Annotated in this window: 17 protein-coding genes; 9 read left to right on the top strand and 8 right to left on the bottom strand. The window is 65.4% G+C overall.

Annotated elements, in window-relative coordinates:
• Positions 1–209: 209 nt before the first annotated feature.
• The 3 genes from I55_RS01645 to I55_RS01635 form a co-directional block, all read right to left on the bottom strand.
• On the bottom strand, positions 210–1,316 hold the full coding sequence (locus I55_RS01645) for a DUF2303 family protein (RefSeq protein ID WP_044558699.1): 1,107 nt from the start codon (positions 1,314–1,316) through the stop codon (positions 210–212).
• A 28-nt stretch (positions 1,317–1,344) separates the two neighbouring features.
• Positions 1,345–1,704, bottom strand: a complete 360-nt coding sequence (locus I55_RS01640; protein ID WP_044558698.1) for a hypothetical protein — start codon at positions 1,702–1,704, stop codon at positions 1,345–1,347.
• A 61-nt stretch (positions 1,705–1,765) separates the two neighbouring features.
• Positions 1,766–1,957, bottom strand: a complete 192-nt coding sequence (locus I55_RS01635) for a hypothetical protein (protein WP_044558697.1) — start codon at positions 1,955–1,957, stop codon at positions 1,766–1,768.
• 101 nt (positions 1,958–2,058) lie between these two features.
• On the opposite strand from I55_RS01635, the gene I55_RS01630 reads away from it, so the two are divergent.
• Positions 2,059–2,265 (top strand): hypothetical protein, encoded by a 207-nt coding sequence (locus tag I55_RS01630; protein ID WP_044558696.1) that lies wholly within the window; start codon positions 2,059–2,061, stop codon positions 2,263–2,265.
• Here the strand turns inward: I55_RS01630 and I55_RS35630 are convergent.
• The 4 genes from I55_RS35630 to I55_RS01615 all read right to left on the bottom strand — a co-directional run bounded on the left by I55_RS35630 (position 2,234) and on the right by I55_RS01615 (position 4,378).
• A complete protein-coding gene (locus tag I55_RS35630; RefSeq protein WP_148293526.1) occupies positions 2,234–2,437 on the bottom strand; it encodes a hypothetical protein in 204 nt (67 codons plus the stop codon). The genes I55_RS01630 and I55_RS35630 overlap by 32 nt on opposite strands.
• 54 nt (positions 2,438–2,491) lie before the next feature.
• Positions 2,492–2,881 (bottom strand): hypothetical protein, encoded by a 390-nt coding sequence (locus tag I55_RS01625; protein ID WP_148293525.1) that lies wholly within the window; start codon positions 2,879–2,881, stop codon positions 2,492–2,494.
• A 292-nt stretch (positions 2,882–3,173) separates the two neighbouring features.
• Positions 3,174–3,530 carry a helix-turn-helix domain-containing protein gene (locus I55_RS34000; protein WP_083900757.1) on the bottom strand — a complete coding sequence of 119 codons (357 nt, stop codon included), beginning with the start codon at positions 3,528–3,530 and terminating at the stop codon, positions 3,174–3,176.
• 470 nt (positions 3,531–4,000) lie between these two features.
• Positions 4,001–4,378, bottom strand: a complete 378-nt coding sequence (locus tag I55_RS01615) for a hypothetical protein (protein WP_148293524.1) — start codon at positions 4,376–4,378, stop codon at positions 4,001–4,003.
• 113 nt (positions 4,379–4,491) lie between these two features.
• On the opposite strand from I55_RS01615, the gene I55_RS01610 reads away from it, so the two are divergent.
• Entirely contained in the window at positions 4,492–4,731 is a 240-nt protein-coding gene (locus tag I55_RS01610) for a hypothetical protein (RefSeq protein WP_148293523.1), read from the top strand.
• On the opposite strand, the gene I55_RS38900 is transcribed toward I55_RS01610, so the two are convergent.
• The gene (locus tag I55_RS38900) at positions 4,732–4,863 is read right to left on the bottom strand and encodes a hypothetical protein (protein WP_286364279.1); all 132 of its coding nucleotides are present in this window, start codon (positions 4,861–4,863) and stop codon (positions 4,732–4,734) included.
• Between the two features lie 72 nt (positions 4,864–4,935).
• Here I55_RS38900 and I55_RS35625 point away from each other — a divergent pair, with 72 nt between their 5' ends.
• The 7 genes from I55_RS35625 to I55_RS01570 all read left to right on the top strand — a co-directional run.
• Positions 4,936–5,922 carry a hypothetical protein gene (locus I55_RS35625; RefSeq protein WP_148293522.1) on the top strand — a complete coding sequence of 329 codons (987 nt, stop codon included), beginning with the start codon at positions 4,936–4,938 and terminating at the stop codon, positions 5,920–5,922.
• On the top strand, positions 5,919–6,635 hold the full coding sequence (locus tag I55_RS01595) for a hypothetical protein (protein ID WP_044558690.1): 717 nt from the start codon (positions 5,919–5,921) through the stop codon (positions 6,633–6,635). The genes I55_RS35625 and I55_RS01595 overlap by 4 nt, the downstream gene beginning before the upstream one ends.
• A gap of 104 nt (positions 6,636–6,739) precedes the next feature.
• Positions 6,740–7,495 carry a hypothetical protein gene (locus tag I55_RS01590; RefSeq protein ID WP_044558689.1) on the top strand — a complete coding sequence of 252 codons (756 nt, stop codon included), beginning with the start codon at positions 6,740–6,742 and terminating at the stop codon, positions 7,493–7,495.
• On the top strand, positions 7,495–7,785 hold the full coding sequence (locus I55_RS01585; RefSeq protein WP_044558688.1) for a hypothetical protein: 291 nt from the start codon (positions 7,495–7,497) through the stop codon (positions 7,783–7,785). Before I55_RS01590 ends, I55_RS01585 begins: the two co-directional genes overlap by 1 nt.
• On the top strand, positions 7,782–8,405 hold the full coding sequence (locus tag I55_RS01580; protein ID WP_044558687.1) for a hypothetical protein: 624 nt from the start codon (positions 7,782–7,784) through the stop codon (positions 8,403–8,405). The genes I55_RS01585 and I55_RS01580 overlap by 4 nt, the downstream gene beginning before the upstream one ends.
• Positions 8,405–9,064, top strand: coding sequence for an MT-A70 family methyltransferase (locus tag I55_RS01575; protein WP_083900756.1), 660 nt, complete (start codon positions 8,405–8,407; stop codon positions 9,062–9,064). Before I55_RS01580 ends, I55_RS01575 begins: the two co-directional genes overlap by 1 nt.
• Positions 9,061–10,489, top strand: a 1,429-nt coding sequence (locus I55_RS01570) for a DNA methylase N-4 (protein ID WP_044558685.1), incomplete at its 3' end; no start/stop codon positions are given. The genes I55_RS01575 and I55_RS01570, both read left to right, overlap by 4 nt.

The raw sequence follows: 10,489 nt of genomic DNA, 5'->3' as shown, positions 1-10,489 counted from the left end.
GGGGATGCCTGCATTCCAGGTTGGCCGCATGGCCCTGGCAGCCCTAAGCCCCCCCCGGCGGTCAGGCCGGTAAGGGGCTGAAAAGAGAGGGGCCGGGTTGCCAAGGTTATGGTTTGAACGACCCCCACCTCGATGGGGGCGCATGCGCCTCATCCGTCTTCCGCCCCTCTCCCGTCCCAGACGGGCCGCCGGCGGCCCGTCCGAGCCCATCAGGTGGTGGCCTTCCCGAAGTACAGGGGCAGGCTGGTGTCTTCGGCCACCTGGCGGCCGACGGCGCCGACGGCGCGGCGCAGCATGCGATTGGGGTCGATGAGTTGGAGGCCCCAGCGCAGGCTGCCGCCGCCGGCGCGATAGAAGACGCGGACGGGCAGGAGGCGCGGTTCGTCGCCCTCGAACACCGGGATGTTGATGAAGAACATCTCCGGCACCGTCACCTTCCGGCCGGACCCGTCATGGGTGCTGTTCTCTTCCTTGAAGAACAGTTCGCGCTCGCCGGTTCGGATGTTGATGTTCTGGGTCACCCTGCTGCCCTGGGACAGGGACACGCCCTGGGCCAGCTTGGTCATGCGCACCACGTTGCCGAAGCGCTTCTGCCGCAACTTGTAGAGGGCGCTGCGCGGGACGTAGCGATCCTCGTCCTGGTCCTGGGGATCGCTCGCATCCACCAGGGCCTGCGCGGTGTCGATGTAGTTGCCCTCCTCGTCCTTGGGCGCTTTGTCATCGTGCAGGTTCAACAGGTCCAGCACGACAGCCAGGGTATCGCCGGTCAGCATCAGCCAGTCGGCGGGCGGATTTTCGATGTCGTTCTGATGATCCTCCATGAAATTGGCGAAATCCTCCTGCGACAGCAGGGTGCGCGGATCGCTGCTGGCGATCGTCACCTTCATCCAGGCCTTCCACTGGTCGGTCAGGGGAAAGGCGTAGCGGACGGTGTGCTTGCAGTTGGCGGGCAGCGCCGGCGCCGTGGCGCCGTGGTAGTCGATGATCGCCGTCAGCGCCGGTTCGGTGGGGTTGTCAGTCAGGAACAGCGCGGACTCCGCCAGCTTGAACCGGTTGACGTAATCAACCAGGCTTTCGGCCTGGGTGACCACGGCCCGGTCGCTGATCAGCCCCGGCCGGGTGCGGAAGGCATCGGCGAATTCCTTGAGCGCATGTAGCCGCATGCCATCCGGCAGTGCTACGACCGGCGGGATCGCGCCGGCATAGAACGGATCGAGGTGTTCCGGCTTGACCGGCAGGGAGATGGGCGACTGGCCATAGGTGCTGGTGACGAAGTCGATAAGCGCGGACGTGTCGCCGCTTTTCTCGGTTTCCATAGTGTCCTCGGATGGTGGAGTGGAAAGGTCAGGCGCCAGCGCGGGGGGCGCGGCCCAGGTCGCGGCCCTCGAACATGGTTCCCTGGTTGGGATTCTTCAGGGTCAGGGCGTTGCCGCGCTCGGTCAGGAAATAGCGGTCCTTGGTCTTGGGCCGCCTGGGCACCTTGCCCTCGAACGCGATCTCGACATCGACGCCCTTGGGATCGGCGGTGAGCGTGATCTTGACGGTCACCTCGCCCTTGGCGGTGCCGCGGTGTTCCGCGACGTGCGCGCCCAGGTTTTCCAGGACCTGGGCGAACTTCTCATTCAGCGCGGCACCATCGTCACCCTGGTTGTGGGTTTCCAGCAGGCGGGCGACGGTGGGAATTTCATAGGCCCGGTCGTTCATGGCGGGCGATCTCCTTATGGCTTGAGGGAAGCGTTCGAACGCTTGGGTTCGCGCGGTGGGGCTAAGAGCTTTGGGCGTCGGCGCGCCGCTGGGCCTCGATGGCCACGGCGGCCCACATGATGGCTTTGAATTCAGGGCGCCAGCTCATCAGCGCCATTTCGCGTTCCAGTGGGGCCAGCAGCGCCACGGCCTTGGCTTCGATGCGGGCGGCGATGGCCGTGGCCGCGTCCAGATCAGAGGGATTTCGGGTCATGGCTGCCAGCCCTGCGCATCGCCTGGGATGGCAGCTCGATCGACTCCCGCGCCGGTTGCGCTTACGATGCCGGCTTCAACGCCGTCATCGGGGAGAAAATCATGGACGCGATAGAAAGCCATCATGGCACCTTGGGGGTATTGCTGTTGCTTGAGAGCCTGATTCAGGGCTTGGAGAAGAAGGGCGCTCTTACGTCCGCCGAGGTGATTGGCATCAAGACCGCTGCAAAGCAGCGAGCCGCAGCCCTGGCGCCAGACCACCCGAACCGTCAGGGCGTTATCGATTTCCTGAACACCGCGTTTCGATGAAGGAGGCATCGGCATTAATGCTGCCGTCGGTCGCACGCATGGCCTGAAGTAGCCCAACCTGCGCTTCCAGGATCGCCACCCGCGCCATGAGCGCATCATGCTCACCGCGAGTGATGGCCGGCGTGATCACCAAGTCGGGCGCGTTGTTCATAAATGGCGGTGCCGCAGTCATGTGAAACTCCTTCATGGGTGGCGCGAAGCGTTCGAACGCTTCGGCGGCTTGTGTTCAGCGGGGAAGGTGCGTCGCCGTGTGAGCGGCGGTGGGCGCCGGGCGGCTGGCGAAGGCGTCGGGGAAGGCGATGACGATGCCCAGCAAGGCCAGCGCGCACAGCACGGCCAGGCCGGGGCCAATCGTCCCGGTGATCTCACCGCCCGTGTCGGTGGTGGGCGCCGTTACCGTGGGCTCGGGCGTCGAGAGCTGCCAATCGTCGAAGAGGGGCATCTGTCCGTCGGGCAGCGCGACCTCATAGCGGTAGCCGTCCCCGTCGGGGGTGCGGACCACCGTCATGATGGTGCCGTTGCCGGCCGGTGTCCGGACGCGCTCGAACGCGCAAAAGCGCGGGCGCGGCGACCAAGGGCCGGGCGATGACGTCATGCTGTCACTGGAAGTGTCCAAGGCCGCCCCCATTCGTGGGAGCCCAGGGTGGTGGCGACCTGCCCTGGGCACGGCCGTCCGGCTTTTACCGGGCGGGTCAGTAATGGCACTGACGCCCAAGATGTGCAGTATATCGCGATATCGTGTCAAACGGAAAAGCGCAGTATATTGCGATTTTCGGGAAATGAGCGGTCCCTGAGCCAGGGCGCGCCGGCGCCACAGCGCGCTATATGGCTAATCAGAGGGCTACTTTCCCCCTGAAATTTAGCGTCCAGACCGTTGATCGTCAGAGGATTTTGCGTGAGGCGCTGTGCTACAGCCCATGCCTGATAGATGCTTTTTTTGCAGCCGATGCGATGTCATCAGCGAGCGCGGCAGCGGCACCGAACTGGCGGCTTTCCACCAAACTCAGCAGGCCGGCAATTTGGGTTGCAAGTCGGTTAGCATCCAGACGCAACCTATCCTCATCGGCGCCGATCAGTTCACTGGGGTGAACATCTAAGGCATCGGCGATCTGGATGAGGCGATCCAGCGAAAGGGCCATTGAGCCATATTCCAATCGCTGAACCGTGGAGGTCGCGCATCCGAGTTTATCGGCGAGCGCCTCCTGACTGACATTCGATCGGAGGCGGCACTCTCTAATGCGATTAGGGGCATGAAGCTTGGTCATGCCTTGGATGATCGTAAACTGGAATAGCTCCCACCACAGCGTGGGGCGCTGTTATGGTGACGGGGCGGAGTCGCCTAAATATGTATGCCCGTTAAGCGCGCGTTAATACCATTAATGCCACTAAAGGTAATTTTGCGCCTTGTATGATTTACGCGTCGTGAGGTATTCATAAATGCAGATGCTGGGTTGAGCGGGCTGGCCCCCGACAGCGGCTGGCATCTGCGCGTCTAGGCCACGCGCAAACGCCACGGAACTCGTCAGCTCATGCCGTATATGCGCCCTCTTTCCCCGATCAAAGGCGCACGGACCGCTGGGGGGACTACGTTTGTAAGCTTTCGGGCCTGGAGGACGCAATATGACCGTCAGTGCGGTCGCCGCATTTACCGAAAATGAAGAACTTTTGTTGCGAGAACTTTTATGTGCAAAACATATAGATATTAGATCAATAATTGTGGATTTGGAGCGAAGGCTTAGTCATCAGCAGTTAGCTTCCGCAGGCGGTGAAGAATTCCACCGATCTCAAGATCCTGCTGATCAGCAGGGAGCAAGCGGATAAGGTCGACTATTCGCCTTATGTCTGATGGCAGCGCTTCACCCAACAATTCCGCCACGGACACATCCCTTTTAATCAAAGCGGATGCGCCGTGCGCGAGTTTTATCATGGTTTTACCGTCCAGGTGACTGTCTCTCTTATTCTTTAAGAAGTCACCAAGGGTATTGGCGGCGCATCCTGAATGCTTGGCCCAATTAGCGATGCTGCGCAGCGCTTTCTTGTTGTCGCGCAAAAACGCATTCATCGCCTCAATATGCTTTTGGCGCGCGGCCATGACATCGTCGTCGTCCATCATGTCGCGATATTCCGCAAAGCGTGTCGGCATGGCAAATTAGATATGCTGCGAAGAAAGCTCTTGCCGATATCGCAGTATATTGCCATTCTCGGCGGACCTAAACGGGGTCCAGCATGACTGTCGACAAGGCACTTCAACGAATCCGCTCCTATGTCGAGGACAGTGGATTGAACATCAAACAGGTGTCGCTGGCCGCTGGGGTCAGCTGGCACACGGCGAACGATGTGCTGGAGGATGGCAATCCGCGACTGGCCAGCATCCGTCAGGTCGAAAGCATCGTGCCGGCGGATTATCAGCCGCCGCAGGGCTCGGATTGTCAAAAACGACAGGGACAGACACACGATGCCGCCTGATCAGTTTTTCGGCTGCTGCGCGAGGCGCCGGGCGATCTCCAGCGCGGCGAACACCGTCTTGGCGGCCGGGCTTTCCGGGCAGCGCCGCGCCAATTCGAGCAGGCGCGCCTCATCCGCTGTGAGCTTGACCATTTTCAACTCCCATTCAGTACCCAGGGGCGGTGTTACCCGTTCCCTTCCCATGACTACGGAGGGATATGCGCGATGACCACGCAACGGCGACGCCAGGAATTGGCGGGAAGCCCGTCGATTTCCGACGTGGGTCGGCGGGCGGCGCAGTTCGTCCGCCGCATGCATCCCGAGGACACCTCGAAGCATTTGCAACGGGTGCTGGACCTAAGTCCGCGCGTGGCCGACCGCTTCCTGGCCGGAGAGATTTCCAAGCGCGTGCTGGACCGCGCCATGCGGGTTTTCGGGCACGTCTTCATCCAACACATTTTCGCCCTGCAGTGCGAGGTGCCGTCCGGCGCCGTTGAAGACATGGTGAAAGCCGCCGTTGTCGACCTGCTGGAAGGGCTGATCAACGAGGTAAAGGAGATGGACGGTGGCACTTTCGCAGACCGGTTTGGGCACGGCGGCGCAGATCGAGGCGCGTGCGCGGGAAATGGAGCGCAAGGCGGACGAAATCACCCGCAGCATGGCGTTGGTGGCGCTGAATTTGAAGCGCGACGTGGAACAGGTGACCACCCTGGCGGCGCAGATGCGAGCGGAGGCCCAGGCGCTGCGCGCGTGTTCGCCCTCGACCCCGGGGCCCGACTTGCACTGAACGAGGTCCTGCCGCTGGAGGGGGACGGCGTGGACCCGCGCCATGCCCGCATCCTGGCCGCGCACGCGGACTCCCACGGGCGCATCAGCCCGGAGCTGTTTCAGCGCATCGACGCGGAAGGGCTGCAGGGTCTGACCTCGATCTACACCCCCGACGCCGCCGTGGTCAGCCTCGGCGGCGGCATTGATTTCTGGGACGCGGCCCACCGGGGGGGCGTCATCGGCCACAGCCTGATGGCGCTGCCCGGTCCGCGTGATTATCTGGCCGCCGCCCATAGCGCCATACTGGATTCGGGCGGCGGCCCCCAACACCACAGGTTGCGTATCCGACAGGGGGATGGTCAGGTGACCGGCCGGCGGCTGGCACTCGATTTCCCGGCTTCCGGCCTCCGGCTAGGCATAACGCTAGTCGAGGAAATGCGATGACGAACAAGCGACAGACCCTGGGATACGATGCCGCGGCGGTGCGGGCCGAGGTTTTGGCCAGCCTGCAGGACTGCGGGCTGACCGCCGTGCTGGACCACGAATTCCGCACCCTGAAGGAATTCAACGCCACCGCGCCGAAATGGTATCCCCTGATCCCGCTGTATGACCCGGACCTGATGCCCGCCAGCGCGGCGGAGGCCCTGGTGCTGCGGGCGGTGGACGCCACCGGCGAGACCAAGGCGTGCATCGCCGCCCGTTTGCGCTGGGTCGGCACCGACCTGCGCCGCGAGATGGAGGGCGGGCAGTTCCTGTTCGGGGAGCATTTCCCGGAGGGCTGCCGGGTCGACCTGGACGCGGAAGGGGTGGAGGCGATCAGCGGCGCCGTGGCCGTGGCCGGCGCCATGTACGTCCACCCCGACGTCCACCACCAGGGCCTGGCCACCACGCTGTACACCCTGCTGATGGTGGAGATGCACGACGCCTGGCATCCCGATTGGGTGGTGGGGTTCGTGAACAAAACCATCCTGATCAAGATCGGCCTTGGCGCCTATCGCGGCCGGACGACGCTGGGATTCCTGCGCATCTTCGATCCGCGTTGGGAATTCGGCGACGGTCGCCCCTATACCCTGATCGTGTGCAGCCAGGCGAACCTGCGCCGGCGCTACCTGCAACCTGAACGTCCGGCGGTGACGGCCAGCGTCGCCGCCGAATGACGGCCGGCCCGTCGGGGCCGGTCTCTTTCCAACACCCGTGGATCAGCCCGCCGCCGTCATCGCGGCGGGCACCGCCGCCACTTTGCCTATTGATGGGGGCTTGCATGCCGGATGGGGCCTATTCCGACGTCGACATCGCGGGCGACAGCCGCAGCGCCGGGGGCTTGTCGCCCTTGGCGTCCGAAATCATGGCGGTGATGGCCGCCGCCGCCGGACGGGGCCAGCATGGCCTGACGCGGGCGGAGTTGGCCGACCTGATGGGCCAGCCGCGCAAGCGCCTAGGGTCGCCGTTACGGACGCTGGTGACCGGCGGCCACCTGGTGGCGGCGCAAGGGCCGGCCGCCGCCGTCTATCACCTGCCGGGCGTCACCGTCGCGGTCCCGGGAAGCCGGGTGGAAAAGACGGTGATCAACGCCCTGCGCGCCAGCCTGGCCGAATGGGGCTGGACGGAGGCGCGGCTGGCGGAAGCCTGCGGGCTGGCCATCGAGACCGTGCAGGGTGTGCTGGCCGGCCAGCCGACGCCCAAGGATCAGCTCAACCATCTGCGTCAGGCCGTGGCGCGGGAGCGGGGCCGGCGGGAGGCGGTGGACATCATCCGCCAGCGGGGCCGGGATAGCCGGTGGGGCTTGGGCGACCATCTGCAGGTGCCGGTGATGACGCCAACGGCCCGTCCCTTGCCGGGCCCCGCCACGACCTGCCAGTTCCTGGAGGGGGAGGCGCGGGAGCGGGCCTTCTGTGGACAGCCCGCCACCGCCGGACTCAGCTACTGCGCCGATCACGCCGCCCGCTGCTACCTGCCGGCGGCACTGTCGTCGCGCGCCATGCGTGATGCCCTGCGGGCGGCAGCGGGGCTGTTCTGATGCCGCAGCCGTCGCCCATAGGCCTGCTGATGGCGGGCGCCTCCGTCTTCCTGGTCACCGGCCGGCCGGATGGGCTGGAGGATGCGCTGTCCCGCATCTATGGCCAGCCGGGTCCCCTGGTCGATGCCGTCGTCTTGGCCGCCCGCGCGGCCCTGGAACATGACGGCCCGGCGTCACGGGCGGCGCTGCGCGCGGCCCTGGAAGCCCTGCAGGAGTCCCGCCAGGCGCTGCGCAGCCGCTATCCCCGGCGCTTGGGCCTGGGGGCCGGCGAACGGCGGAGGCGGGCATGACGACGGCGGTGGACGCCAACCTGGCGGCGGGGTTCGAGCGCGTGACCGACATGGTTGACGGCCAGCCGGTGACGGTGTGGGCCGTGACCTGCGGCTGTTGTGGGGCTGTTGGCAAGGTGCGGTTCAAGCCGGACTTTCCGCCCGCGCACCTGACCCAGAATTTCACCAACAAGGGCTGGGACATGCGCGGGAATACCCGCCTGTGCCCGACCTGTTCCAGCCGCAAGCGCGGGCCAAAGCCGGCAGGCCATCCCCGCGCCACGACGAAGGAGTCACCCATGGCACGAATCGTCCCGTCGCCCAACACGATGCCGATGCCGGCCCCGCCCGGGATTTCCACGGAAGCCCGGCAGACGGCCCTGGTCTATGACAAGCTGCGCGACCACTTCGACACCGGCCGGGGGGTGTTCGAGGACGGTTGGAACGACGAGCGGATCGCGACCGAGGTCAGCGTGCCGCCGGAGTTCGTGCGCAAGGTCCGCGACAGCTTCGGCATGGTGCTGCGCCTGCCGCCGGAACTGGCCCAACTGGACGCGGACATCAAGACGATACAAGCCCTGGTCGCCGAGGTGCTGGAGCGCCAGACGGCCCTGCGGCGCAAGCTGGGGGTGGCGGCGTGATGAACGGCGGCACCATCGAGGGCGTGGCGGGCCAGGGCATGGCGGGGGCGAAGCGTTCGAACGCTTCGCCGTGGCCGTTCGAGGGGCTGAAGCCGCGCGCCTATGATCTGATCCTGTGCGATTGGCCTTGGCCGTTCACCACCTTCAGCGCCAAGGGCCAGGGCAAGAGCGCGGCGCGCCATTACGCCAGCACCATCGAGCCGGCGCGGGCGCCAGAATTCCCCGTCGGCCAGTTGGCGGCCCCGCGCGGCGCCTTGCTGGTGTTCTGGTCGACCTGGTCGCGCCTGGCGCCCGGCGACCATCTGCCCATGTTCGCCGCCTGGGGCTGCCGGCCGTCATCCGGCGGATGCTGGGCCAAGGTGACGCGCAATGGCCTGCCGTCCTTCGGGCCCGGCTACATCCTGCGTGATGCCTGCGAACCCTTCATCACCGGCATCCTCGGCAAGCGCGCGCCGGCGGCCCTGCGCCACACGGAGCGCAACCTGATCCTGGCGGAGGTGCGGGAGCATTCCCGCAAGCCGGAGGAGATGCACCGCATGCTGGAGCGATTGGCCCCCGACGCCCGCAAGTGCGAGCTGTTCGCCCGCCAGCGGCGTGCCGGCTGGGACAGCTTCGGCAACGAACTGGACATGTTCCCGCCGGTGGTGGGGCTGGCATGACCGACTATCGCGCCTTCCTGGAAAGCAAGATCAAGATCGCTGGTGCCGAAGGGATCACCGTGGACGCGGCGGAGGTCAACCCGCTGCTGAAACCCCACCAGGTGGCCATCGTCATCTGGGCGCTGAAGGGCGGCCGGCGGGCCATTTTTGCCAGCTTTGGCCTGGGCAAGAGCTTCATGCAACTGGAGATCATGCGCCTGTCTATCAAGCACCTTGGCGGCCGGGCGCTGATCGTCGTGCCGTTGGGCGCCCGGCAGGAGTTCATCCGCGACGCGCGGGTACTCGCCACCGGTGATCATCCGCGTGTGACCGACGCGCAACGGGCGGCCTTGGCGACCTGGTGGGCGGCGCAGCCTGACCGGCCGGTGGAACCGCGCTACATCAACCGGATCGAGCAGGCGGGGACGTCGGGGCTGTACCTGACCAACTATGAGCCGATCCGTGATGGCAAACTGGACCCGAACGCCTTCACCGCCGCCAGCCTGGATGAGGCCGACGTGCTGCGATCATTCGGCAGCAAGACCTATCACGCCTTCCTCGCGGCGTTCTGGCGGGTACGTATGCGTTTCGTCGCCACGGCGACGCCGTCGCCCAACCGGTACAAGGAACTGATCCACTACGCGGGATTCCTGGGGGTGATGGACACGGGCCAGGCCCTGACCCGGTTCTTCCAGCGCAACAGCGAGCAAGCCGGCGATCTGACCCTGTATCCCCACAAGGAACGGGAGTTCTGGCTGTGGCTGAACAGCTGGGGTGCCGTGGTGCAGCGGCCGTCAGACCTGGGCTATTCCGATGACGGATATCTGCTGCCCCCACTGGTCATCCGCTGGCATGAGGTGCAGGTGGACCTGGCCGATGCTGGGACCGAACGCGATGGCCAAGGCCTGATGTTCCGAGGTGGCGCCGTGGGCGTTTCAGACGTCGCCCGTGAAAAGCGCAGCAGCCTGCCGGCGCGGATCGCCAAGATGACGGAGATTCTGCAGGCCGACCCGGACGCCCACCGCATCCTGTGGCATGACCTGGAAGCGGAGCGGGAGGCCATCGAGGCGGCGGTGCCAACCGCACGCTCCGTCTACGGCGCTCAGGATATCGATGCGCGGGAGCGCACCGTCATCGAATTCAGCGATGGCCGCTTCCAGTACCTGGCGGCCAAGCCCGTGATCGCCGGGGCGGGGTGCAATTTCCAGCGGCACTGCCACAAGGCCCTGTTCCTGGGCATCGGTCACAAGTTCCGCGACCTGCTCCAGGCCATCCACCGCATCCAGCGCTTCCTGCAAGAACGGCCGGTGGAGATCGACCTGATCTACGCGGAGTCCGAGCGCGAGGTGCGCCGGGCGCTGGAAGAAAAATGGGCCCGTGACATCGAGATGAGGGACACCATGTCGGACATCATCCGCAGATACGGCCTCAAAGCCGACCTGATGG

This window comes from Azospirillum sp. B4 (assembly GCF_000333275.1).
Classification (GTDB): Bacteria; Pseudomonadota; Alphaproteobacteria; order Azospirillales; family Azospirillaceae; genus Nitrospirillum.
This window is presented reverse-complemented; position numbering and strand designations above follow the sequence as displayed.